Origin of the sequence: Agriterribacter humi (genome assembly GCF_009192765.1) — a bacterium.
Lineage (GTDB): Bacteria > Bacteroidota > Bacteroidia > Chitinophagales > Chitinophagaceae > Agriterribacter > Agriterribacter humi.
In genome coordinates this window covers 255116-279199 of sequence record NZ_VOHQ01000004.1, presented here as the reverse complement: position 1 = coordinate 279199, position 24084 = coordinate 255116, and the positions used below count along the sequence as shown (strand labels likewise).

General features: G+C 41.1%; 20 protein-coding genes, 1 tRNA gene and 1 riboswitch. Of the genes, 14 read left to right on the top strand and 7 right to left on the bottom strand.

The window, feature by feature from the left end; all coding sequences use genetic code 11:
- Positions 1-18: 18 nt before the first annotated feature.
- The 3 genes from FRX45_RS09860 to FRX45_RS09850 all read right to left on the bottom strand — a co-directional run bounded on the left by FRX45_RS09860 (position 19) and on the right by FRX45_RS09850 (position 2480).
- The gene (locus tag FRX45_RS09860; protein WP_193311648.1) at positions 19-525 is read right to left on the bottom strand and encodes a DUF4251 domain-containing protein; all 507 of its coding nucleotides are present in this window, start codon (positions 523-525) and stop codon (positions 19-21) included.
- Between the two features lie 273 nt (positions 526-798).
- The gene (corA, locus tag FRX45_RS09855) at positions 799-1896 is read right to left on the bottom strand and encodes a magnesium/cobalt transporter CorA (RefSeq protein ID WP_152268240.1); all 1098 of its coding nucleotides are present in this window, start codon (positions 1894-1896) and stop codon (positions 799-801) included.
- Between the two features lie 62 nt (positions 1897-1958).
- On the bottom strand, positions 1959-2480 hold the full coding sequence (locus FRX45_RS09850; protein WP_152268239.1) for a ferritin: 522 nt from the start codon (positions 2478-2480) through the stop codon (positions 1959-1961).
- Between the two features lie 163 nt (positions 2481-2643).
- Here FRX45_RS09850 and FRX45_RS09845 point away from each other — a divergent pair, with 163 nt between their 5' ends.
- On the top strand, positions 2644-3240 hold the full coding sequence (locus FRX45_RS09845) for a NifU family protein (protein ID WP_152268238.1): 597 nt from the start codon (positions 2644-2646) through the stop codon (positions 3238-3240).
- Positions 3241-3297: 57 nt separating this feature from the next.
- Here FRX45_RS09845 and FRX45_RS09840 read toward each other — a convergent pair whose 3' ends face one another.
- Positions 3298-4428: a saccharopine dehydrogenase family protein gene (locus FRX45_RS09840; RefSeq protein WP_152268237.1), complete on the bottom strand. Its 1131-nt coding sequence runs from the start codon at positions 4426-4428 to the stop codon at positions 3298-3300.
- A gap of 172 nt (positions 4429-4600) precedes the next feature.
- On the opposite strand from FRX45_RS09840, the gene FRX45_RS09835 reads away from it, so the two are divergent.
- Positions 4601-5170, top strand: coding sequence for an AAA family ATPase (locus FRX45_RS09835; protein WP_152268236.1), 570 nt, complete (start codon positions 4601-4603; stop codon positions 5168-5170).
- Between the two features lie 280 nt (positions 5171-5450).
- Positions 5451-5681: riboswitch (cobalamin riboswitch) on the top strand.
- 115 nt (positions 5682-5796) lie between these two features.
- A complete protein-coding gene (locus FRX45_RS09830; RefSeq protein WP_226805192.1) occupies positions 5797-7686 on the top strand; it encodes a TonB-dependent receptor plug domain-containing protein in 1890 nt (629 codons plus the stop codon).
- Positions 7687-7802: 116 nt separating this feature from the next.
- On the opposite strand, the gene FRX45_RS09825 is transcribed toward FRX45_RS09830, so the two are convergent.
- Positions 7803-9326: a malate:quinone oxidoreductase gene (locus FRX45_RS09825; protein WP_152268235.1), complete on the bottom strand. Its 1524-nt coding sequence runs from the start codon at positions 9324-9326 to the stop codon at positions 7803-7805.
- 359 nt (positions 9327-9685) lie between these two features.
- Between FRX45_RS09825 and FRX45_RS09820 the strand changes: the two genes are divergently transcribed.
- The 5 genes from FRX45_RS09820 to FRX45_RS09800 all read left to right on the top strand — a co-directional run bounded on the left by FRX45_RS09820 (position 9686) and on the right by FRX45_RS09800 (position 15110).
- Positions 9686-9949 (top strand): hypothetical protein, encoded by a 264-nt coding sequence (locus tag FRX45_RS09820; RefSeq protein WP_152268234.1) that lies wholly within the window; start codon positions 9686-9688, stop codon positions 9947-9949.
- 163 nt (positions 9950-10112) lie between these two features.
- Positions 10113-12575 carry an ATP-dependent helicase gene (locus tag FRX45_RS09815; RefSeq protein WP_152268233.1) on the top strand — a complete coding sequence of 821 codons (2463 nt, stop codon included), beginning with the start codon at positions 10113-10115 and terminating at the stop codon, positions 12573-12575.
- Between the two features lie 9 nt (positions 12576-12584).
- Positions 12585-13640: an NAD(P)/FAD-dependent oxidoreductase gene (locus FRX45_RS09810; RefSeq protein WP_152268232.1), complete on the top strand. Its 1056-nt coding sequence runs from the start codon at positions 12585-12587 to the stop codon at positions 13638-13640.
- A 210-nt stretch (positions 13641-13850) separates the two neighbouring features.
- The gene (locus FRX45_RS09805) at positions 13851-14420 is read left to right on the top strand and encodes a peroxiredoxin (protein WP_152268231.1); all 570 of its coding nucleotides are present in this window, start codon (positions 13851-13853) and stop codon (positions 14418-14420) included.
- A gap of 90 nt (positions 14421-14510) precedes the next feature.
- Positions 14511-15110 (top strand): carboxymuconolactone decarboxylase family protein, encoded by a 600-nt coding sequence (locus FRX45_RS09800; RefSeq protein WP_152268230.1) that lies wholly within the window; start codon positions 14511-14513, stop codon positions 15108-15110.
- 252 nt (positions 15111-15362) lie between these two features.
- Here FRX45_RS09800 and FRX45_RS09795 read toward each other — a convergent pair whose 3' ends face one another.
- Together FRX45_RS09795 and FRX45_RS09790 are read right to left on the bottom strand one after the other, a co-directional pair.
- On the bottom strand, positions 15363-16445 hold the full coding sequence (locus tag FRX45_RS09795; RefSeq protein ID WP_152268229.1) for a mannose-1-phosphate guanylyltransferase: 1083 nt from the start codon (positions 16443-16445) through the stop codon (positions 15363-15365).
- Between the two features lie 79 nt (positions 16446-16524).
- Positions 16525-17487: a KpsF/GutQ family sugar-phosphate isomerase gene (locus tag FRX45_RS09790; RefSeq protein ID WP_152268228.1), complete on the bottom strand. Its 963-nt coding sequence runs from the start codon at positions 17485-17487 to the stop codon at positions 16525-16527.
- A 271-nt stretch (positions 17488-17758) separates the two neighbouring features.
- Here FRX45_RS09790 and recQ point away from each other — a divergent pair, with 271 nt between their 5' ends.
- The 6 genes from recQ to FRX45_RS09760 all read left to right on the top strand — a co-directional run bounded on the left by recQ (position 17759) and on the right by FRX45_RS09760 (position 23882).
- Positions 17759-20038 carry a DNA helicase RecQ gene (recQ, locus tag FRX45_RS09785; protein WP_152268227.1) on the top strand — a complete coding sequence of 760 codons (2280 nt, stop codon included), beginning with the start codon at positions 17759-17761 and terminating at the stop codon, positions 20036-20038.
- Between the two features lie 223 nt (positions 20039-20261).
- Positions 20262-20334 (top strand) — tRNA-Phe (locus tag FRX45_RS09780).
- Between the two features lie 148 nt (positions 20335-20482).
- Entirely contained in the window at positions 20483-20797 is a 315-nt protein-coding gene (locus FRX45_RS09775) for a GIY-YIG nuclease family protein (protein WP_226805190.1), read from the top strand.
- A gap of 798 nt (positions 20798-21595) precedes the next feature.
- The gene (locus tag FRX45_RS09770; RefSeq protein ID WP_152268226.1) at positions 21596-21910 is read left to right on the top strand and encodes a hypothetical protein; all 315 of its coding nucleotides are present in this window, start codon (positions 21596-21598) and stop codon (positions 21908-21910) included.
- 1106 nt (positions 21911-23016) lie between these two features.
- Entirely contained in the window at positions 23017-23310 is a 294-nt protein-coding gene (locus FRX45_RS09765) for a hypothetical protein (RefSeq protein WP_152268225.1), read from the top strand.
- The gene (locus FRX45_RS09760; RefSeq protein WP_152268224.1) at positions 23307-23882 is read left to right on the top strand and encodes a hypothetical protein; all 576 of its coding nucleotides are present in this window, start codon (positions 23307-23309) and stop codon (positions 23880-23882) included. The genes FRX45_RS09765 and FRX45_RS09760 overlap by 4 nt, the downstream gene beginning before the upstream one ends.
- Positions 23883-24084: the final 202 nt, after the last annotated feature.

The window sequence follows — 24084 nt, the reverse complement described above, 5'->3', positions numbered from 1 at the left end:
TTATATCATATACCGCTTTTACTTTCCGGGCCTTACAAAACCATTGAAGCTGATGGAAGATCTGTTGGTAAGCTGTACATTTAACTGTGCTGAGCCATTGTTGAATAAAATAAAATCGAATGACTGCACTTCCCTGTAATCTTTTGGTCTGATCGTAATGCTCCACCGCCCTTTGTCATTTTGTTCTTTACTAATGCTAAAGTCTGTGGTTTTAAAATCCAGCGGGCTGGTCGTTTCCAGAACAGGAGCTGAATATGCCCTGCCAAAATAGGGTAAGTAGGATACGATCGTATCCTTGCTGCAATGTACTTCATATTGGCCGGTTAAATTTCTTGAACGTCCACGTTGAGGAAGGGCCCTGTCGGCAATAAATAACCAGTTATCTGTAGATATCGCCTGTGCAATTTCTTCATTGGAGCCAGTACCCGTGGCCTGCTTCGCAGGAGAGCAACCGGGGGGAATAAAAATAAATAGCATCCCTGCAAATAAACAGCAGTTTAGCAGTGAATTAAATTGTTGTTTCATATGCATAGGTTTAAAAAAAGTGTAAGTTTTCGTTGTTAAAGTTACAGGATACCTGGGTATAACAGGTAACGGATGCATAGCATTTTTAAAGGGGATTGCCGCAATTATAGGTGGTGCATTATGCTTTTAGGCAATTAAAAAAGTAGATTTGACGAAAAATTTAGATACACTGCAGTGAGTAACCAAACAAACAACGAAGGTTAGGCATCGCCTGATCAGTGGTATACCGGTTATTTTAAAACAGGAAGCTGCATTTTACATTCTGAGGTTCTCTTAATACCAGCCTCTTTTTCTGAAAAGATACAGCATAATCAGGGGAATAAACAGCATGGCTGTCACGGAAATGTAAAAACCCCACTTATTGTGGAGCAAAGGAATGGCTTCGAAATTCATTCCAAAAATGCCACCTATAACCGTGGCAGGAGCCATCAGGCAGGTAACAATCGCCATTACTTTCATCACTTCATTCATGCGAAGATTTACATTGTTGATGTAAATATCCTGCATGCTCATCATCATATCGCGGTAGTTCTCGGTAAAATCATAAGCCTGTACAATATGGTCGTATACGTCTTTAAAATATTTGGTGGTGCGGTCCTCGAGTAAGTCGCTTTCGCTGCGTATAAAACCATTGATAAGCTCACGAACGGGGGCGATATTGCGTTTGAGTACAATTAATTCTTTGCGTAAGTGGTTAATGTGTGCCAAAGAGCGGGTATTGCTCCGGCGGATCACTTCTTCTTCCAGCAGTTCAATTTGTTCACCCAGCCTTTCCATTACTACAAAGTAATTATCCACAATCATGTCGAGCATCGAATAGCACAGGTAATCCGCCCCGCGCTGTCTTATCTTGCTGTTCACCATTTTTAATTTGTTCCGCATCGGGTCAAACACATCCCTTGATCCGTCTTCCTGGAATGAAATAACAAAATCCTTTCCCATCGCAATGCTGATCTGCTCGGTTTCTACTGTTCGTGTGGTTTCATTAAAATACAGCATATTGAGCAGGCAAAATAAAATGCCTTCCACATCATCCATCTTAGGGCGCTGTCCTACGCTCAGAATATCTTCCATCAGCAGGGCATGTATACCAAACTGGTTGCAAATCGTTTCTACATCCTGCTTGCGCAGCCCGTCAATATTGATCCACGTAATATGTTCATTATCGCGGAACGAAAAGCAATCTGCTACATGAGCCGGCCTCTGTTCTTCAAAATGTTGTGCATTGTAATCATATACGTATATTTTTACTTCATCCGCTTCTTCCCGAACAGGAAGTATGGTAGGATTATATTGAAATAATTCTCTAGTACGCTGCGTACCAAACAGCGAGGCCAGCGGCAAATAACGGAGGTATTTGTTTTTTACCATCAGGTTTTGTTTAATGAACGGTATAGCGGAAGCCCGACGTTAAAAAAATGATATAATAAATTTTAGCCCCTGCCTCCTTTTTCTGATTTTAAGGAAACTTCAATGGTAACAATATCGCGGTCAAATAAATACAAGCCGCCTTTATCATCTCCAATCAGCTTCAACTTGTCAATTACTCTTCTGGCTAAAGCTTCTTCTTCTATCTGTTCACTTACATACCACTGCAGGAAATTATGGGTGGTGTAGTCTTTTTCCTTTAAACAGATGTCTACCAGCTTATTGATCTCTTCGCTTACATGAATTTCATGATTGAGCACCTGTTCAAATAAGGGCCGGATACCTTTGTATTTTTGGGCGGGTTGAGGAAGTGCCGGAATAATGCCATGCCCTCCTCTTTCATTGATAAATTTTATGAGTTTTAGCATGTGGATCCGTTCTTCATCGGAATGCTTGAACAAAAAGTCCGCAATGCCATTATATCCTTCAACCTCGGCCCAACTGGCCATAGCCAGATAGATCTGCGAGGATTCGGCTTCAAGTTGTACCTGCTGGTTCAGTGATGTTGCAATTTTAGGAGATATCATAATGTTCAGTTTATCAGTTCAATAAATGAATAATTGAAGCCCGTGCAGCATAATTTTACCGAATGTACGGAATCGTTAAATGATTGCCTAATCGGGAGCAGCCAATAGAAAATAGCCTGAAGAAGCGTAATTCTTTTTATCTTTGCATCCTAAATTTGAGTGTATGATCAGGACAGGTAACCCCGTTATAAGCATTTATACGGAAATGACACCGAACCCCGAAACAATGAAGTTTGTTGCCAATAAGTTGCTGTATCCCGGTAAAAGCATTGATTTCCCGGATATTGAAACGGCAAAGCCTTCTGCCCTGGCGCAGGAGCTTTTTGGTTTTCCTTTTATAAAATCTGTATTTATTGCCAGCAATTTTGTAACGCTTACTAAAACATTAGAAACAGAATGGCAGGATGTGATTCCTTCCATACGCAGTTTTTTAAAAGAATATCTCGAAGAAGGCAAAGCTATCATAAATGAAGAAGAGGTAGCAATATTAAAACCAGAAGCATCTAATAATGTTGCAGCCGATGACGATGATGTTGTGAAAAGAATTAAAGAGATCCTGGATAATTATGTAAAACCTGCCGTTGAAATGGACGGAGGCGCTATACAGTTCAGGAGTTATGATGATGGTGTAGTGAACCTCATGCTACAGGGCTCCTGCTCAGGCTGTCCTTCTTCCATGATCACGCTTAAAGCGGGCATCGAAGGTATGATGAAAAGAATGGTACCTGAAGTGAAAGAAGTGGTGGCGGAAGCCGAATAAGGTAATTGGTTTGATAAGAAATATAAGAGATATGTTAGCGCATGTCTCTTTTTTGTTTTACACAAGTTCCTTTTTTTTCCAAATTACATCCCGTTCTTTCAGGTACTGAATCATAAAGTCGAAGCAGGACTGGTTCCTGCCTACTTTTTCAGGCGGGAATACACCGGTTTCTTTAAAAAGTTTTTGAGCAATAAGATGCACTGCCGCGGTGCAGGTATAGCCGGTGGAACGCGCCATGGAGGTAGTTTGGCTTTTTACATCATACCGATCCATCAGGGTGTATTCAATCGTTTGCTTTACGCCTTCCTTCTCGCCCTCTACCAATATCTTCATAACGGTAAGCTCTTCTTCGCCAGGTTGTAGTTTCCATTCATTAAATAAAATAGCCGAGGCAAATTCAATTGGTGATATATCAAGGCCTTTGTATGAGATACTGTTGATATTAAAAAACCCACTTCGTTGCAATGCAATAATAAGTTCGCAGTGCCCCGGGTAGCGGAGGGTTTTTTCTTTCATGTTCGGAATATGGGGCATGGTATATAAAATGGATCGCAATCCATCTGTATTAAAAGCCTCCAGGGTGCCTACGCCTTCAAATTCCATCAGTTCAATTTCCGTTAATGCAGGTTTGGTAACAATGCAACCATTTTCCATCAGCCTTGCCGGACGTGTATATTCTTCAATTACATCAACCGGCGAAAATGGCGCTTTGTATTCAAATGGTTTTTTCCTGATCTTAGGCAATCCTCCTACATAACATTCAAAATTATGCACCTTCATTTCCTCATTGTACCTTCCTAATACCAGGTTGCTCATACCAGGCGCGACACCGCAATCTACTATAGCGGTAACATTTTTTTCTTTTGCGAGTGCATCCAACTGAAGGGTCTCTTCGGGAGAAAAAGAAATATCAACCACGTTTTTCCCTGCTTCAATAACCTGCTTCAATATGGCGAAACCCATAAAGCCGGGAACAGCGGTTACCACCACATCAAAAGATTTAAGTAGCGCGTTGTATCCGCCGGGCTCCGTAAGGTTGTATTGCTGTGTTTTTACTGAAGGCGCTCTTTGTGCAAGTATAGCAAGCGATTCAGTGCTTTTATCGAAAGAAGTGACGTCAAAAGATGCGGCGAGATCTTCAGCAATAGCGCGTCCAACCATACCGGCGCCCAAAACAGCAATTTTCATGAATGATTATTTTGAGCAATAAAGATATTATTTCGCTTTTACATCGCGTTACTTCCTTCTTTAATGAATGCATTGGGATAATAAATTTCTGTGAACTTTGTCCTTTCGCATTCTGTGTTTAATTTCCGCTATGGATACAAGAAGCCGGGTAAGTGCAATTTAAACTTTCGCTATGCAGCAACTAAAAAAAATTGTGATCATTGGTCCCGAGTCAACAGGCAAAAGTACCTTGTGCGAACAGTTGGCCAACCACTATCAAACCATATGGTGCAGGGAATATGCAAGGGAATATCTCTTAAAGCATGGAACAAATTACACGTACGACAACCTGTTAACGATTGCAAAAGGTCAGATTGAGCTGGAGGATAAAGCAGCTGCATCGGTATTGGAACATGCTGCACCAACCGTTACAGTTGGTTCCCCGCTTCTTTTTATAGATACCAATATGTACGTAATGAAAGTGTGGTGTGAATTTGTTTTCGATAAATGCCATCAATGGATCATTGAACAGATCATTAACCGGCATTATGATCTTTACCTGTTGTGCAATACTGATCTTCCCTGGGTGAAAGACGAGTTGAGAGAATACCCCGACCTAGAAACAAGAGAAAGGCTGTATCATATTTATAAGGATATTATGATTAACCAGAACACGCCCTGGGCCGACATTAGCGGTGATTATAACGAACGCTTTGAAAAAGCAAAAGAAGCGGTGGAAAGAGATTTAAAATTTGAGATTTAAAATTTGAGATTGATTCAGGTTACAAGTTGCAGGGTTCAGGTTACAAGGATGTCGCTTTAGATGGTTTCACGCAGAATGCGCAACGAATGCAAAGACGCAAAGCCCATTTTTTCACTTTTATTCAATCACCGCCAGCTACAGCATTGCTCACTTTTATTCGACAGTTGAAATGGAAGAACCTACGCTTGGTGTTGCCATTAAGCGCCATCCCTCTGCACAACGTGGAGAGGGAAAGAGGGTGAGGGGTATTTTCTTTTTTGGTATTTCCATTTTCTGTCATCACCTTTGCGCTGTATTTGGTTGGCGCCGCGGCGCCATTAAAAGGGAAGTCCGGTGTAAATCCGGCGCTATCCCCGTAGCTGTAAGGTTTGTGAGTTGGCGATAGTCAGTGTGTATTTCTCACTCACTATTCACGACTCACCTGTTGAATCTTCATACCACTGTTCCGAAAGAACGGGAAGGTGTTCAACAGTAACCAAGCCAGAAGACCTGCCAGATCCATTTCTTAATCAAAGGGCTTTCGGGTGAAAAGCCGGAGATGAAAATGACTTAATGCATTAAGCAGTTTCTTTTCCTTTCACCATGGCTCATTCGCTCAATTATTAAAATCCCGCAGGGAACAGCAGATGAACAGAACACAGGTAAGTTTTATGGCTATGCTTTTAATATGCAGCCATGCAGCATGGGCACAGGATGACAGCACCAAAGCCACCTCCTTAAACGAGGTAGTTATTACCGCTACACGGTTTCCTAAAAAGGTAAGTGAAACCGGCAAGGTAGTCAGTGTTATCAGTAAAAAGGATATAGAAAGCAGTAATGGTAAAGACCTTGCACAATTGCTCAGCGAGCAGGCGGGACTATTGGTTAACAGCGCGTACAGCAATCCCGGAAAGGATAAAAGCATTTACCTGAGAGGTGCTTCAACAGATTATATCGTTATTCTTGTTAATGGAATTCCCGTAAGTGATCCTTCTGGTACGGGCGGGGCTTTTGATATACGGATGTTTCCTTTGGAGCAGGTTGAGCGTATTGAAATACTTAAAGGAGCGCAATCTACTTTATATGGTTCGGATGCCATTGCAGGGGTTATAAATATTATAACTAAAAAAGCAACAGATAAGCCGGTGCAGGCATACGGAGGTCTGGCCGCAGGTTCGTACAAAACTTTTAAGGCCGATGCCGGCATATATGGGGCCGCCGAGGGATCATCGTATAACATTGGCTTTACGCATTACAAAACAGATGGTTTTTCTGAGGCCTCCGACACAACTGCTGCCGGGATATTTGATAAGGATGGATTTACCCGAAATGCATTTCATGCCAATTTTGATGCCCGGGTCGTAAAAGGTCTGCACTTCAAACCTTATTTCAGGTATGCGCATTTTAAAGGGGATTACGATGGCGGCGCATATACTGATGCCGACAGCAAATACGAGGCGCAAATGATTACTACCGGCGCCCAGGCACAATATAGTTTTGCAAATGGCGGGCTAACTGCTTTTTATAATTATGATGAAGTAAGCCGAACCTTTTCAGAAATATATGGCGTATATCCTTATAAGGGAAATAAAAACAGTCTTGAACTATATGCCCATTATTCATTTAATCCGCGTTTTCAGTTACTGACAGGCATTCACTACAATAAACAAAAAATGAATGATGAAACAGCAACACCTAAAAATCCAACGGCGGAACTAACAAGTCCATACCTGTCTTTTTTTGTACGCGATCCGGGTGGTTTTAATCTTGAGTTAGGCGGGCGATACAATAAACACTCCGGATACGGCGATAATTTTACATACAGCATCAACCCTTCTTTTACTTTTAGTAACGCTGTAAAAATTTTCGCTAATTATGCTACTGCATTTAAAGCGCCATCTCTCCAGGCCCTGTACGGACCTTTTAGTTCAAACACAGATCTTGCACCGGAAACCTCCACTACAACAGAAACGGGTGTGCAGGCAACGCTATTGTCGGGTACAATAGATGCAAGAGCGGTATATTTCAGGCGTACCATTGAAAATGTAATTGTATACGGTCCTTCTTTCCAATTGATTAACCTGAATAAGCAAAAAGATCATGGCTTTGAATTTGAACCTACAGTTTATATAAATAAGCAATTGACATTGAAACTTTTTTATGCTTATGTAGACGGGAAAGTAACTACAAAAAACAATGCTAAAGACAGCACCTACGCTAATCTTATCCGCAGGCCAAAACACAGTTTTGGCATTAATGCAGCTTACCAGGTTACACCACAATTTTTTGTGAGCACACAACTCAGCAGTTACGGTAAAAGAAGTGATCTGTATTATGACGCGGCTACTTTTTCACAACAACCGGCAATACTGGGCGCCTATGCGCTGTGGAATGCGTACGCCTCCTACGGGTTTGTTCAGAACCGTATAAAGCTTTTTGTGGATGTAAAGAATATTGCTAACGCAAAGTATACTGAAGTATATGGGTATAGTACGCAGGGATTTAATATAACTGGCGGAATAAGAATTAAAATATAAAGGGAGTTTCAGGATGATTGCCGGCTAAAATAACGGCTGACAATCATCCTGTTTTTGAGCCACATTTCCAGCTCCTGTTAATGTGCATACCTGCTGCAATAACATTTATACAGAACCTATAGTTCATTGGCTACTGCTTCTTTTTCATTCACCAGATCAAGCGCTGCTGCGGTTCTCTTCCTCGACTCTTTGCTGAATGTTTCATTTTCAGCTAAAGATTGCCTGTAAGAAGGAATCATTTTTTGTATTTTATTTTGCCACTCTGCTGTTTTCATTTTATCAGCAAAGCACCGGTGTAAAAGATCAATCATTATGGCTACTGCCGTGGAGGCGCCAGGGGAAGCACCTAATAATGCAGATATGCTGCCGTCTGCTGCATTTACCACTTCCGTTCCAAACTCCAGTACACCACCTTCCTCTTCATCTTTTTTAATCACCTGTACTCTTTGCCCTGCGATCTCTAAATCCCAGTCCTCAGCTATAGCATTTGGAAAATATTCCTGCAGTGCTTCTATCCTGTCTTCACCGGATTGACTTACCTGCTCAATAAGATATTTGGTTAGCGGCAGATTATGAATGCCTGCCATTACCATTGGTTTGATATTACTTAGTTTAATAGAAGAAGGAAGATCCCATAAGGAACCATTTTTAAGAAATTTGGTGGAGAAGCCTGCATACGGACCAAACAGCAATGATTTTTTTCCCTCAATCACCCGCGTATCTAAATGTGGTACGCTCATTGGCGGCGAACCTACCGCGGCCTTACCATATACTTTTGCATGATGCCGTTCAATTACCGCGGGATTATTGCAGATGAGCCACTGCCCGCTTACCGGAAACCCGCCATAGCCTTTACTTTCGGGGATATCAGATTTTTCTAACAATGGTAAGGAGCCCCCGCCGGCGCCTATAAATACAAATGGCGTAGTAATGGTTCTTTTTTTATCGGTGGTAAGGTTTTTTACTTTTATTTTCCACAACCCCGAAGCATCCTGGCTCAGGTCGTTTACTTCATGCGCCAGGTGTAGTTTTACGCTTGGAAAGTCAAATAGATACCTGAACAATTTGCGGGTAAGGGCTCCAAAATTAACATCGGTGCCTATATCCATGCGGGTAGCAGCAACTTTTACCAGCGGGTCGCGCCCTTCCATTACCAATGGTATCCACTCGGCTAACTGATCCCGAGCCTCCGAATACTGCATGCCCTTAAACAGCCCATATTGGGTGAGCGCCCGGACGCGTTTTTTCAGGTAAGCCACATTTTCCTCGCCCTGCACAAAACTCATATGAGGAATGGAACGGATAAAATCTGCGGGGTTGCGAATATGCCCACGCTCTATCAGATAAGTCCAGAATTCCCTGCTTTGAACAAACTGGGCCGCAATTTTTATTGCTTTACTGCAATCAATGGTTCCATCGTCTTTTTGAGGAGTATAATTCAATTCACAAAAAGCCGAGTGCCCTGTGCCGGCATTGTTCCAGGCATCAGAACTTTCCGCAGCTACAGTATCTAACCGCTCTATTACATGTATGGTCAAATCGGGTTGCAGCTCTTTCAGCATCACACCCAATGTTGCGCTCATAATGCCCGCGCCTATTAATACTACGTCAGGATTACTACCTGCATGAGATTTATGCATTTGCATTAATATTTAAAGTTACAGACGAAGCAATTGTTGAAATTACTGCTTGTATAAGTACATCCTCATGGCAGAGGTTGAAGGCAGAATGCAAATTTACAACAGAAAAAATTAACCATTTTATTAACCGGAATTTTATAAAATATTGTTAACGGATTTTCAAAATGATGATTTTTTTTCCCAGGTTTCCACAGTTTTATTTTGCTAAAAATATAATTATCCCAGGCATTTAAAAGAAAAATAAATTTATGACTAAGCGTTAATAAACAATCACTTACGATGCTTTTTCACGCAACAGAACAGATTATGGCCTGTTTCTTGCAAATATGAGGTTAATCAAATCATCAAAAAAAACGGAAATGAAAACAATAACAGAAATATTTGAAATTATAGCAGAAGGTAAACCATATACGGTAAAGACAACATCTTTCCTGAATGGAATGGAAAAGCTACGTTTTCGTGTGAGCGTGAACAATAGTCCCGTTTGTATTTTCGGATGGGATGAAGATCTGGACCGCTTTGCAATATTGAAAGATGCACGGGATCCGGATATCCAGCCTGCTGTAGAAATGATCGTTGCCAGGAAACTGGAAAATCTGTTTGCCAAAAAACAGGCAGCATAATCTTTTAAATTACCTTAATTTATTATATCCAATCTATGAATGCACTGATAATGTGCGTGGCTTTGGCTGCGCACATTTTTTTTCAGGGCAGTTGCTGCCCTGTTTTCATTACTGCTTTTTGCACAAACTTTTCCGGCTTTAATCCTTTTCTTACCTTGCACCCATGCAGGAGTATTTAAAAGGATTGAATGAAAGGCAGATAGAAGCCGTATTGCATGTTGACGGTCCGTTAATGATCATTGCCGGTGCGGGCAGTGGAAAAACCAAAGTGCTTACTACCCGTATCGCACATTTGATGGCCAATGGTGTGGATGCTTTTAATATACTGGCGCTCACCTTTACCAACAAGGCGGCAAAAGAAATGAAGGAAAGAATAGAGCATATTTTGGGTAATAATGAAGCCCGCAATTTATATATTGGAACTTTCCACAGTGTATTTGCACGTATTCTTCGCGGAGAGGCGCATCGTTTGGGCTACCCCAACCATTTTACCATTTATGATACGGATGACGCCAAAAGCGTAATAAAGGCCGTTGTAAATGAAATGAATTTAGACGACAAGCATTATAAACCAGCTACGGTATACAACCGCATTTCAAGCGCAAAAAATGCGTTGGTCAATGCAGAAGAATACGCTAATGATTATGCTATTCAACAGGAAGATTTGCGCAGCAACCGCCCGGCCATTGCAAAAATTTTTGATGCCTACACCAAACGCTGTTTCAGGAACGGCGCTATGGATTTTGACGACCTGCTGATAAAAATGTATGAGCTGCTCAAAAATTTCCCTGAAGCATTAAGCAAATACCAGCGTAAATTCAAATACATTTTAATTGATGAATACCAGGATACCAATCCGGCGCAATACGAGATCATAAAGCTGCTTGGCGCCATGCACGAAAATGTTTGTGTTGTGGGCGATGATGCACAAAGCATATACAGTTTTCGGGGCGCTACCATCGAAAATATTTTGCAGTTTCAAAAGGATTATGATGATGTAAAAGTGGTGAAGCTGGAACAAAATTACCGGAGCACGCAAAACATCCTGAATGTAGCCAATGAAATTATAAGCAATAACAAAGGGCAGATAGAAAAAACCTTATTTACCGAAAATGTAATTGGCGAAAAAATAAGGCTGGTCCGTACCATGTCTGATAATGATGAAGGAAAGTTTGTTGCGGATACTATCCAGGAACAAAAGCTGCGCAATCATTTTAACAATAAGGATTTTGCCATTCTGTACCGGACCAATGCACAAAGCCGTGCTTTTGAGGAAGCCCTACGGCGCATGGGCATTGCTTACACTATTTACGGGGGCATTAGCTTTTACCAGCGCAAAGAAATTAAGGACTATATATGTTATTTACGTGTGCTGGTAAATCCAAATGATGAAGAGGCCTTAAAAAGGATCATCAATTACCCGGCAAGGGGGATCGGTAAAACTTCTGTTGACAGAGCCATCTTAGCTGCTAATGAAAATAATATTTCATTCTGGCAGGTATTGGAACGTGCACGGGAATTCGGCTATAAAGGCGGCACGCTGGAAGCGATTGAAAATTTTGTGCTGATGATCAGAAGTTTTTCGAGCATGCTGCAGCATAAAAATGCATACGAGGTGGCCGTGCATGTAGGCAAGCAAACCAATTTCGTAAAGGAATTGTTTAATGACAAAAGCACCGAAGGTGTAGCAAGATATGAGAACATACAGGAATTGTTGAACTCTGTTAAGGAATGGGTAGAAAGCGCTTCGCTTCCTCCTGTTGAAGATGAAAATGCAGCCAATCAACCGGTGCTGGTCAATAATGTCACTGCAGCATTAGTAATTGGAGAAAATACAGAAGGTCTGCATGATGCAGATAATACCGGCGAAGTATTGGAAACAGAAGACAAAAGCCTGGGCGCATACCTGCAGCAAATTACTTTATTGACCGATGCCGATAATAAAAATGCCGATGCCGATACGGTAAAACTGATGACCATACATGCGGCAAAAGGATTAGAGTTTGGTTGTGTGTTTGCAGCAGGCCTGGAAGAAAGTCTTTTCCCTAATGCGATGAGCATTAATACCCGGGAAGAGCTGGAAGAAGAAAGAAGACTGTTTTACGTGGTAGTTACCAGGGCCAAACAAAAGCTATGGATTACTCATGCCAATTCGCGTTACCGTTTTGGAAGTCTTATACAAAATGAACCCAGCCGTTTTATTAATGAAATACCTGAAGAATATTTAGACAGGAGTTTTGCAGGAGGTGGCGCCAGGAATGGATTAAGGAGTCCGGCTTTTGAACGGATGAAGGGAGATGCCTTTGGTACAACATCCCGCTCAACTGCCTGGCAGGCCGAAAAGCAATATGGAGCTCCTCCCGGTAAGAAACAGGAAGCTGCTCCTGCTTATATTGGTCCCATACCTCAAAACAAGCTCAAAGAGCATCAGCCTTCACCCGATTTTACTGCAAGTGATACTTCAGGTTTGCAGGCAGGGCAAAAAGTGGAACACCAGAAATTTGGCTTTGGGGAAGTGATAAAAGTTGAAGGCAGTGCGCAAAACCCAATTGCACTGGTAAAGTTCGACCACAATGGAGAGAAAAAAATCATGTTGAATTACGCGAAGCTCCGCATCATCAGTTGATCATTTTATATGCAACCTCAATACCTCATTATAGGCCAGGGGATAGCGGGTACATTGTTGAGTTATGAATTTTGGAAGCAGGGTAAATCTTTCCTGCTAATAGACGAGGCGCATAATATTTCAAAGGCAAGCCTCGTTGCCGGAGCCATTATTAATCCTGTAAATGTGAATCGGTGGACAACGGTACAGGGACAGGAAAATTATATTCCAACGGCACTGCAAACCTATAGGGATCTGGAAAGGATTCTCGGAATTTCATTAGTAGAGGAAAAATCCATGCTGGTTTTTCATGATGAAAGAAAAGGGCAATTGTTGAAAGAAGCACAATCGTCTTCTTCTGAATATATACACCCGCCAAGTCGTGCAGATATTACATTGGCCAACCGTTTTTTTACTGGTAAATATGGTATAGCTAAAGTAGCGCCGGTATGGAAAATACATGCCGCACAATTGTTATCGGCCTGGTCTGATTTTCTAAAAAGCAAAAAATTGCTTAAAGAAGAATTTCTTAATACCGATGAATGCGTGATAACACCCGGAGGTGTGACTTTCAAAGAAATCCGTGCTGAAAAAATAATTTTTTGTGAAGGAGCGAAAGCTATGCACAATCCTCTTTTTAATAAACTGCCCTTTACCAAAAACAGGGGAGAAGCGCTGTTGTTGTCTGTTCCGGATTTGCCACGGGAAAATATATATCATTATGGCATTCGTTTGGTGCCTGCTGCTAAAGATTTATTCTGGTGCGGCAGCAATTACCAGTGGCAGTTCAATAATGTATTGCCCGATCCAATCTGGCGTATGCAAACAGAAGCAACATTGCGACAATGGCTTACCATTCCTTTTGAGGTGGTTGATCATGTTGTAGCAGAACGGCCCACCACTGCAGGGCAGCAGTTTCTGGCAGGAATACATCCTGCAATGCCCTCTGCAGCTATATTTAACGGGTTGGGCACAAAAGGATTTTCCTGCGGACCTGCATTGGCTAACGCATTATGCAGGCAGCTTACTGATCCTGGTAAAACATTTTCATTAATAAGTAAGCCGTTAGAGACCTGGCTTAAGTAAATCCTTATCGGGGATAATTAATCTCGGGGAAGATCTATTTTTTTTCTTTCATAGATATAATTTATAGGATGATAGATAATCATGATTGATGTCTATAATTTATTGCTGTACATTTGCATCACCAACGACAAAGCCATTCCGGCCACAGTTTCCTGCCATAGAAAAGTCAGATCTCGTTTATTCACTCATAGTAAAAAATTTAATTTCAATATGAGCAATCGTGTATTATCCGTAGGAAGTGTGCTTCCTGCATTTCAAAAGAAAGCCGTTGTATCAACCGAAAAAGGGAAAGAATTTATTGACATTACCAATGATTATGCTGCTGCCAAAGAGCAATGGACCGTACTGTTCTGGTGGCCTAAGGATTTTACTTTTGTATGTCCTACCGAAATAGCGGAATTCAATAAAAAGCATAGTGAATTTGCTGACAGGGATACGGTGCTGATTGGCGCGTCTACCGATTCTGAATTTGTACATTTAGCCTGGAGAAAGGATCATACAGATCTTCGTGAATTGAAATTTCCCATGCTTGCCGATACTTCCAAATCGCTTGCTGAAGCGCTGGGAATTTTAACTGAAGACGAAAAGGTAGCGTATCGCGCCACATTTATTATAGATCCGCAGGGTATTATCCGTTGGGTGAGCGTAAACGATCTGAACGTTGGGCGTAATGTGCAGGAAGTGCTTCGTGTGCTGGATGCATTACAAACAGATGAGCTGTGCCCCTGCAACTGGAAGAAAGGAGAAGAAACGCTAACCACACAATTGAATTTGAATTAGGATAGGGAGTAGTGAATCGTCAATAGTGAGTAGTCAATGCTTAAAACAGGCAATTCGATTCCTGTTATAAGCTAATAAAAATAAAATATCATGTCTGAAATAGTAGCCATACAAAATGAAACTTTAAATAACCTGGTAAATGATCTGCAATTGCAGGGCTATGAACCATCTGCAAATATGGAAACACTGGCAAATGCAGCATCACGTTATATTAAAGATCTGAAGATCAATGTAAGCAATGCATTGAACAACACGCAATATTTGAACAGAAAAGAAGCTTTATTATTAGGATTGGCCGTTGCGATCAATGAAAAATTTGACCTGCTCAAACAAAGCTTTACCAACCAGGCTAAAGAAGAAGGAGCCGGAGAAGCGGAGATAGCGGAAATTACCGCAATTACTTCGCTTATGAATACCAATAATGTATTCTACCGGTTCAGGCATTTTATGCAAAAGGATTTTTACAACAACCAGCCTGCAGGAATTAAAATGAGCGTAATGATGAACCCGGTGCTGGGTAAAGAATTTTTTGAGCTGGTGAGCCTTGTTATTTCTGCCATTAACGGTTGCGAAATGTGCGTATCCTCGCATGAGCAATCTGTTTTACAGCATGGCAGCAGCGAAGCAAGGGTTTTTGAAGCGGTAAAAACAGGGGCGATCATCAAAGGGCTCATCACTGTACTTTCGTAGCTTTTGCAACGCAGAAAAACATCGCAGCATGCACAGGTGGGCTTTCAGGTATCAGCGCTCAGCAACAACTGATAGCTGATACCTGATAACAGCAAGGTACCAAAAGACAAATAGCAAGAACCAAATAAATTTCAAATATTAAATTCCAAATTTCAAATTCTTCAACCGACACCTCACTATTCAGGTATTCATCCTGTCGTTAGTAGTAACTCTCCTGATACTTGAGTACTCCTGATCGCCAACCCGATGGCTTTAAAGGTATTTATCGCCCTTGGCAATTTTGATTTGTGAAACATACTCTTTTACTTCCTGTTCTTTGTTCCTGTCGCAGATCAGCAGCACATCGCCTGTATCAATCACAATATAATTTTCAAGTCCCTGCAGTACTACCAGCTTGTCTTTTTTGGCAGAAACAATATTTTTAGAAGCGTCAAAGAGCATGATATTGGTTGCGGAAACGGCATTGGCGTTCTCATCCTTTTCCATGTTTTCATACGCCGAATTCCATGTTCCCAGGTCGCTCCAGCCAAAGCTGGAAGGGATGAGATATACATTATCCGCTTTTTCCATGATGCCATAATCAATGGATATATTGGTGCATTGCGGATAAATCCTTGCAATTGCTTTTTTTTCTGCAGGCGTATTCAGCGCAGTTTCTTCTGCCGTAAAAAGTTCATGAATCTCCGGGAGGTATTTTTCAAATGCCTGTATTATATTTTTTACTTTCCATACAAAAATGCCGGCGTTCCATAAAAATTCGCCACTTGCTAAAAATGTTTTTGCTATTTCAAGACTGGGCTTTTCTGTAAACGTTTTTACTTTATAAACGTTATCACTTACTTCATACTGCTCAATTTGTATATACCCGTAACCTGTGTTGGGGTTGCTTGGTTTAATGCCCAGGGTAAGCAGTGCATTGTTTTGACGAACAAAATTCAATGCCTCGTAACATACCTTTTTAAAGGCGATATGTTCCATTACCAAATGATCAGAAGGCGCACAGATCAAACATCCGTTAGGATTAATGCCTTTAAGTTTATAGGAAATATAAGCAATGCATGGAGCCGTGTTTTTTCGGGAGGGCTCTCCTATTATATTTTCATGAAGCACATCGGGCAATTGCTTTTTTACAATGGGAATATATTCGTCAGAAGTAATGATGAATATATTTTCCTTGGGAATAAAATCTGAAAAGCGGTCAAAGGTTTCCTGTATCAGCGTTTTACCTGTATTCAAAATATCCAGGAACTGTTTGGGTAAGGCCGTTCTGCTCATCGGCCAAAAACGGCTGCCGATTCCACCGGCCATAATGGCTACGTAATGGTTTTTATTCATGACTGCTCCTGAAATATTAAAGTCGTAAAAAATCTTTTCTCAATGGTTATAAGGTCTGCCACCCAATGCTTATAGGCTGTTAAATGATTCCCTCCCTGATCAGGTCATGCAAATGTAACACTCCTGCATAAAGTCCATTGCGGGTTACCAGCAACTGGCTTACATTGTTTTTTCTCATCATATCCAGAGCAGAAACCGCCAACTGGTCTTCTTCAATACATTTAGGGTGCCTGCTCATGATATCTTCCGCAGTAACGCCCGATAAGTTTTCTTCTTTTTGAAGCATGCGCCGTAAATCTCCGTCTGTAACAATTCCTGCAATTGCTCCATCTTTCATTACTGCAGTGGCACCCATGCGGTTTTGAGTGATGGCTACAATTATCTCCTTCAATTTGCTGTTTTCTCTTACCTGCGGGCGGGCGTTTTTCATAAGCAAATCACTTACTTTTAAATACAGGCGCTTGCCCAGCATGCCGCCGGGATGAAATTTGGCAAAATCATCGCTTGTAAACCCATTGTATTCCATTAAGCAAACGGCAAGGGCATCACCCATTACCAATTGCGCCGTTGTGCTTGTGGTAGGCGCCAGGTTATTAGGACAGGCTTCCTGTTGAACCGTTGTATTTAAAATAAAATCGGCGTTTGCGGCCAAATAGGAATCCAGGTTTCCCGTCATTGCAATAACAGGATTACCAAAGTTTTTTATGAGGGGTAACAGCAATTTGATCTCGGAACTTTCACCGCTTTTGCTTATAATCAATATAATATCATCTTCCCGTACCAGCCCCAGGTCGCCATGGATAGCGTCTGCTGCATGCAAAAAAGAAGCCTGGGTTCCTGTTGAATTAAAAGTAGCTACTATTTTTTGAGCTATAACAGCGCTTTTGCCGATACCGCTAATCACTATCTTTCCCGTACACGCAGCTATTTTTTTTACAATTTCTTCAAATTGCATATTGATAAACCCGGACAATTGTTGAACGGCTTCCGATTCCAGCAAAATTGTTTGTCTGGCAATTGCCTGAATATCAGTTGATCTCATTTGTAATTTCCGCAAACCTAATTTAAAAATACTGGTTAACAAAACAAGGCATTATTATAGGAGCTGAGTGGAATATCATTTTGCAAAAAAACATCCCGGATACTTTTTTATATACTGCATATTTCATAACTTATGGAATTTAATATACATTCTTTAACCTTAATATTTAGTACATATTAACTTTCGTGATAGCGGTTAATATAGTAACTTCGTTCACTTTTTTAAAACACACAATAAGGAATTTTTAGAGTGCGAAGGAAAACAGACAGACATGCCAACAGCAACAAAAAAACCATCTGCAAAAGCAGAACCCCCAACCAGGAACAATAAAGGAAACAGCAAACCCAAAGCAGCAAAAAAAAGTATAGACCTTAAGGCCAGTCTCCGGGAATATTTCGGTTTTAATGCATTTAAAGGTAACCAGGAAGCCGTTATTGAGAGCCTGCTTGCAGGAAATGATACTTTTGTTATAAAACCAACGGGTGGCGGAAAAAGTTTATGCTACCAGCTTCCTGCCATCATCAGCCCGGGCTGTGCTATTATTGTTTCACCACTTATAGCTTTAATGAAAAACCAGGTTGACCTGGTACGGGGTTACAGCAGTAAAGACAATGTAGCGCATTTTTTAAATTCCACCTTAAATAAAAAGGAAATAAAGGAAGTACATGACGACCTGCTGAGCGGCGATACCAAGTTGTTGTATGTAGCGCCGGAAACGCTTACCAAACAGGAGAACCTTGATTTTTTCCGCGACCTGGAAGTATCGTTTTTTGCTGTTGATGAAGCCCATTGTATTTCTGAATGGGGGCATGACTTCAGGCCGGAATACCGCAGGTTGCGGGAGATGATGACGGAGATCAATCCCAATATTCCCGTTATTGCACTTACCGCAACGGCAACACCCAAAGTGCAAAGTGATATCGTTAAGAATCTCGGTCTTAAGGATCCTAAAATATATATTTCTTCGTTTAACCGTCCCAACCTGTATTACGAAATACAACCCAAGATCGGCAAGGATCAAACCATCAAAAATATTGTGCGGTTCATTGTAAACATGAAAGGCAAAAGCGGTATCATTTACACCCTCAACCGTAAAACAACGGAGGAGCTGGCAGACATACTGGTAGCGAACGGCATTAAGGCCGTAGCTTATCATGCAGGCTTCGACAGCAAGCTGAGGGCGGGCAGGCAGGATCTTTTTATGAATGAGGATGTGCAGGTAATTGTGGCCACCATTGCTTTTGGTATGGGTATTGATAAACCCGATATCCGTTTTGTGATCCATTATAATATTCCAAAATCGGTTGAAAATTATTACCAGGAAACCGGCCGTGCCGGCCGCGACGGGCTGGAAGGGAAATGTATATTATACTATTCGCATAAAGATGTGGCGAAATTAGAACACCTCATGCGCGACAAGCCGCTGAGTGAAAGAGAAGTAGGCGCCCAGTTAATTAATGAAACCGTAGCTTTTGCCGAAACGGGGGTTTGCCGGCGTAAAGTGCTGATGAGTTATTTTGGTGAAGATTATGGTGATAAAAATTGTGGAAGTTGTGATAATTGCCTGCATCCGAAAGAAAGAGTGGAAGCCAAAGATGATGCGGTGAAGGTATTAAAAGTAGTAAAAAAATTAGATGAACGTTTCGCTACGGATTATGTGGTGAATATTCTCATTGGGCGGCTTACACCACAAATCAATATGTACCGGCATGGAGCCATAAATGAATTTGCCATAGGGAATGATCAGCTCCCTCATTACTGGAATTCGCTGATGCGGCAAATGCTGCTGGAGGGCTTATTAGAAAAGGACATTGAAGAATATGGCGTACTGAAACTGAGTGCTAAAGGCGAAAAGTTCCTTAAGAAGCCCACTTCATTTAAGATTGTACTGAACAATTTATTTGAGGAAGCGGATGATGACGATGATGAGGGAATTGAAGCGGCATCAGCCGCTGGTACGGATGATAAGTTATTTGAGATGCTCAAAGAAATACGGCAAAAAGAGGCAAAGAAAAAAGGCCTGCCGCCCTTTGTAATTTTCCTCGAAACCTCCCTGCAGGATATGGCAACCTTGTATCCTACCACTATAACTGAGCTTGAAAAATGCCAGGGTGTAAGTAAAGGAAAAGCATTACGGTACGGGAAGCCATTTGTAGAGCTGATTGCCCGCTACGTGGAAGAAAATAATATTGAGCGTCCGGATGATTTTGTGATGAAGAGCGTGGTGAACAAGAGCGGTCTGAAAGTGTATATTATACAGCAAACCGATAAAAAAATTCCTTTGGAGGCCATTGCCAAAAACAAAGACCTGCGTTTAGATGCTTTGCTGGAAGAAATGGAAACCATTGCCGCCAGCGGAACCAAACTAAACCTTGATTATGCCATAGGAGAAATGGTGGATGAGTATGATCAGGATGATATCCTGGATTATTTTAAAAGTTGCGAAACCTCGTCTTTACAAGTAGCCCAGCAGGAATTAAGTGAAGGGAACTTTACCTGGGAGCAGTTAAAGATCATGCGTATTAAGTTTTTGAATGAATATGGGATGTAGGGAAGTAAGGTATGAAGGGATAGCGAAATTTACAAAAGATTGGAATTTCGTGGTTTAGATTTCGGAATTATTCAGGAAACCCCTATTTTTGCTGCCCCTTTTGAAAGAAAGGGGTATTACGGTGCGGTAGCTCAGTTCGTAGAAATCAAGGCGAGGCAGGAGTCGTAGATTTCAAGATCCGATAAGCAATAGCGAAATCGGGACGGTAGATAGAAAATTAAATGGTGCGGTAGCTCAGTCGGTAGAGCAAAGGACTGAAAATCCTTGTGTCGCCGGTTCGATCCCGGCCCACACCACAGTGAAGCAGAAAAGCCCCAACGAAACCGTTGGGGCTTTTGTTTTTGCCGATGGGCTTTTCGCTTCACTGTGTCCCGAAGCGATGGGGAGGAACGAACGACATCTGCTTCGGGACTTTTCTTTAACTTTCTATCCAAACAGCCAGCTATGACAATGCCACTCCCTTATTGTGTTTATATTCTTTTTAGTGAAAAAGATCATTTGCTCTACATTGGATTTACAAGTAATATTCAAAAAAGGATAGAGAATCATAATGCCGGACTTACGAAGAGTACAGCCTGGAGAAGGCCGTTGCAATTGGTGTTTTGTGAATATTATCTATTTGAACCCGATGCCCGAAAACGGGAAATGTATTTCAAAACAACTGCCGGTAAAAAAGCGATCAAATTAATGCTTAACAGCACCCTTGAAAAGCTAGATTACAAGCAATCAAAGATTGAATGTTTGTTTGATGAAGAATAGCCCGACAGCGATGACACCTTTTGAAAAGGTCTCACCTTTTCAGAAAAAAAGTTTAATCTGAGATTCAAAATACTCCTCCAAAAGGTGTCGTCTTTAAAACACCGCTACCGCATTCTGATTTACCCTTTCTACCAGGGTCACAATATCTGCCGCTTTCTGTTGGTTGAATACTACTGTCAAATCCGTTGGAAGCAATATCTGGAGTTACGGCCCATACGTCTTTTCAAACTACTTTTTTGTTTATGCACTATGTATACATCATATATTGCCCTTCTTTCGACCGATATTACATTGGAGAAAGTGTAAGTGCAGTTAATGGAACCGAGGAGTCTATGATGATTGTGTAGTATGCAATGATTGTAGGTTATAAAAGCTGGAAAAAATTTGCGAAGTTTAAAAGTATGGACATAAAAAAGCCAGGCGAGCCTGGCAAACTAAATCCTTACTAAAAAAATCCTTTCTAAATAACTTACTCAAACTCAATTCTTAAATCTTATTTCACCGCGGATGCGATATAACTCAGACCCCGTCCAAGTATTTTGTCTTATTTGCGCGCACTAGGAATCGAACAGTTCCACCAAATCCACAATCAGCCTTAGTATTTCGACTATCAGAGTAGCCGACCCCAGACAAAGCTGCCATCTGGGCTTTTTCGAAAACGACATTTCCAAAAGAACTACCGAACTGCTGCGGGACTGCAAAAGTAATACGCCCTTTTTGATTTTGCAAATGCGGGAATTCAGTTAAGTAATATTTAACGAATTATGGCTGCATGCGGGTTAATCTATAAATTTGGATATGTTTAGCGAATCCCTCAACAATGCTATAGGTTATCTTGCTCAGTGCTTTGCGATTGCTTGGGCATACTGGTTGACAAGTATGCTTTTAAAAACCTTTTGGATCGAGGGAAAGCCGTATGCTTACACAGTAGCTGGTAAGATATTGTCCACGCTGTTTTGCGTCATCGGGTGGGCGTTTATAGCTGCAGCCATTTACTTCATGATGAAAGAGATCAAATCCGCATATGTCGTGTTTATCATCGGTATCGCTGTTTCCGGATTTGCGGTCTATAGGGTATATTCGAATAAAGAGCTTAGGGATAAGCTACCTTAAGGTTGATCTTTCCCAAACTTCTTGTATAAAGCAAGAACCAGAACGATAGACGCATTGGTTGTCGAATCTTTAATCGGGATGCATGACATGATTGTTCATATGTTTCGGCCAGGCAGCAGATAACACTCATTCATTTTTCGGCTTATGTTCAAGATACCACCTCAAGCTAATCCTTAATCAGGTATGATATCAAATATGTACAAAAGTCAAAGCGTTTCGGCTTGAGTTGATTACGCGATGTAATGAGTTCAAATTGGAACACTTGTGTACCCCATTGCCGTGTTCTGAAAACGATCAAGAGGCTAACTCCATATCTTCTCAAGGTAAGCTCCAAAGTCACGACCATGTTTGATAAAATACTCCTCTATCGTTTGAATGTAACTATCACCTTGTATGTCGGTCTCTAACATGGTATTTCAGGTTTTGAAAGTTCCATCATCGTATATATGTTTCTCAATCAACATGTTCTCGACTTTATACGGTAATTCTGGTATCATCTGTGATCCGATCACTTCCCCTCTCAAGCTCTTGTCAAGAAGGATTACGTCTGCGTGATTCAATGCGTGCATAGGTTAAAATGTTTTAGAATACAAAGTTGGAAAATAAAAAAGTGAAAAATAATGGCGCCTGTAAAAAGTATCCAAAAAAAAGGATATAATCTTGGTTTATTGATGTGATTAATGGAAACTATCATTGATGTTTGTTGTGCAAGATGTTTTGGGCTGACAAGAATAATCCAAACGTCGAATGATGTCCGATGGTGTTCGATTTACGAATTTAAGGTCAATGCTATATTGTGGAGCTGCAGGGAATCGAACCCTGGTCTATTTCAGGTCATTCGTTCCTATCCAATCCGGATTAACAGCGGTTTGAATCCGCTCGGGACCTCCGCCGATTATATTCCTGTTCCGGGCAATTTTATGAGCATGAGAATACTGTTAAACTTGCTCAAGTTAATGATAATGGACCCATGGAACGGGCTTTGAAATAGGTGTGAAACCGGGGCGCGGTATGCGTTTCAGAGTGCAACACGGCAACCAACGGAAAGATAAAAAATTAGGATTCGCCGCAACATCTATAGCTTTGTTATTTAAAACATACTTATTATGCAACCTAAAGACGCCTTAAATCAAATTCTTTCTTCACGCGGTCAAATCTTGGACATCGGTTTTCCTGACACTCAAGAAAAAGTTTGCCAGATAAAACTCATCTTAAATAATATGCGAGGATTAGTAACCTCAAGCACTCTTAAGAATAATGAAAAAGATACCGACCATGGGGTTTTATTAAATCTAATACTTCAACATCATTTCCTCGACTGTCATTTTAAGACTATACACGCCGACAGCAGGCATCGGGCTTTTTTGTTATATTGGGGTAACCTAAATCCCGCAGTATGAGAAAAATCCCATTGATTGCACTTCTTATTATGATAATTATTTGTTCATGCAGCACCACCCGGTATTACACTTATGATATCAGATTAGAAAAGCCTGCACCCTCCACCAGGCTATTTTTTGAAAACGACACCATGTCCTTATCATTTCAGTTTAAGCCACGGTATATTGAATTTGAGACATATAATAAACTCGAGGATGGTATCCGGATCAATTGGGATGAACTTAGCATTTCGGTAAACGGTGATGCTAAAAGGATCGTGCATTATGAAACCGGAGAAAACAAGATAACAGAAACACAGCCACCGACAACTATACCCCCTAAATCAAAGCTTGTGGATGGAGTTATACCGACTGAAAACATAAAGTATATTATTTCTTCCGGTAAAAGAATACTTCTACCTCTTTACACCTACCCAATTTCAGACAACGGAAGCAAAAAAACAAAGAAGAAGATATTGACTATGAAAGGACAAAAGACGGTGTTTTATTTCCCTTATTATTTAAAAGGGGTCTATCATTCTAAAACATTTGAATTTTTGATTGCAGATGTGGTGCAGAGAAAGAAAAAATAAAGCATGGAAGGGGTTCGACATGGTGTCGGGGCATTATTTAAGCTGCTGCAAGAAACGGGATTAAAGAAGCCAGAAAAGACACAGAAACCGGCGGCGATTACCAAAAACAGCATTCCGGATGTGAAGTCCAATGAAAAGCAATTAAAGTTTCAGGAGCGGTATAATAGAGGTGAGATAACATTTGATGCTTACCGGGCGGGGC

Excerpts from the sequence above, each read along its gene's own strand:
- FRX45_RS09790 (WP_152268228.1), bottom strand. The coding sequence starts at position 17,487 with ATGAGATCAACTGATATTCAGGCAATTGCCAGACAAACAATTTTGCTG.
- FRX45_RS09770 (WP_152268226.1), top strand. The coding sequence starts at position 21,596 with ATGTTTAGCGAATCCCTCAACAATGCTATAGGTTATCTTGCTCAGTGC.
- FRX45_RS09860 (WP_193311648.1), bottom strand. The coding sequence starts at position 525 with ATGAAACAACAATTTAATTCACTGCTAAACTGCTGTTTATTTGCAGGG.
- FRX45_RS09850 (WP_152268239.1), bottom strand. The coding sequence starts at position 2,480 with ATGATATCTCCTAAAATTGCAACATCACTGAACCAGCAGGTACAACTT.
- FRX45_RS09815 (WP_152268233.1), top strand. The coding sequence starts at position 10,113 with ATGCAGGAGTATTTAAAAGGATTGAATGAAAGGCAGATAGAAGCCGTA.
- FRX45_RS09845 (WP_152268238.1), top strand. The coding sequence starts at position 2,644 with ATGATCAGGACAGGTAACCCCGTTATAAGCATTTATACGGAAATGACA.
- FRX45_RS09800 (WP_152268230.1), top strand. The coding sequence starts at position 14,511 with ATGTCTGAAATAGTAGCCATACAAAATGAAACTTTAAATAACCTGGTA.
- FRX45_RS09760 (WP_152268224.1), top strand. The coding sequence starts at position 23,307 with ATGAGAAAAATCCCATTGATTGCACTTCTTATTATGATAATTATTTGT.
- FRX45_RS09830 (WP_226805192.1), top strand. The coding sequence starts at position 5,797 with ATGAACAGAACACAGGTAAGTTTTATGGCTATGCTTTTAATATGCAGC.
- corA (WP_152268240.1), bottom strand. The coding sequence starts at position 1,896 with ATGGTAAAAAACAAATACCTCCGTTATTTGCCGCTGGCCTCGCTGTTT.
- FRX45_RS09840 (WP_152268237.1), bottom strand. The coding sequence starts at position 4,428 with ATGAAAATTGCTGTTTTGGGCGCCGGTATGGTTGGACGCGCTATTGCT.
- FRX45_RS09810 (WP_152268232.1), top strand. The coding sequence starts at position 12,585 with ATGCAACCTCAATACCTCATTATAGGCCAGGGGATAGCGGGTACATTG.
- FRX45_RS09820 (WP_152268234.1), top strand. The coding sequence starts at position 9,686 with ATGAAAACAATAACAGAAATATTTGAAATTATAGCAGAAGGTAAACCA.
- FRX45_RS09775 (WP_226805190.1), top strand. The coding sequence starts at position 20,483 with ATGACAATGCCACTCCCTTATTGTGTTTATATTCTTTTTAGTGAAAAA.
- FRX45_RS09765 (WP_152268225.1), top strand. The coding sequence starts at position 23,017 with ATGCAACCTAAAGACGCCTTAAATCAAATTCTTTCTTCACGCGGTCAA.
- recQ (WP_152268227.1), top strand. The coding sequence starts at position 17,759 with ATGCCAACAGCAACAAAAAAACCATCTGCAAAAGCAGAACCCCCAACC.
- FRX45_RS09795 (WP_152268229.1), bottom strand. The coding sequence starts at position 16,445 with ATGAATAAAAACCATTACGTAGCCATTATGGCCGGTGGAATCGGCAGC.
- FRX45_RS09805 (WP_152268231.1), top strand. The coding sequence starts at position 13,851 with ATGAGCAATCGTGTATTATCCGTAGGAAGTGTGCTTCCTGCATTTCAA.
- FRX45_RS09835 (WP_152268236.1), top strand. The coding sequence starts at position 4,601 with ATGCAGCAACTAAAAAAAATTGTGATCATTGGTCCCGAGTCAACAGGC.
- FRX45_RS09825 (WP_152268235.1), bottom strand. The coding sequence starts at position 9,326 with ATGCATAAATCTCATGCAGGTAGTAATCCTGACGTAGTATTAATAGGC.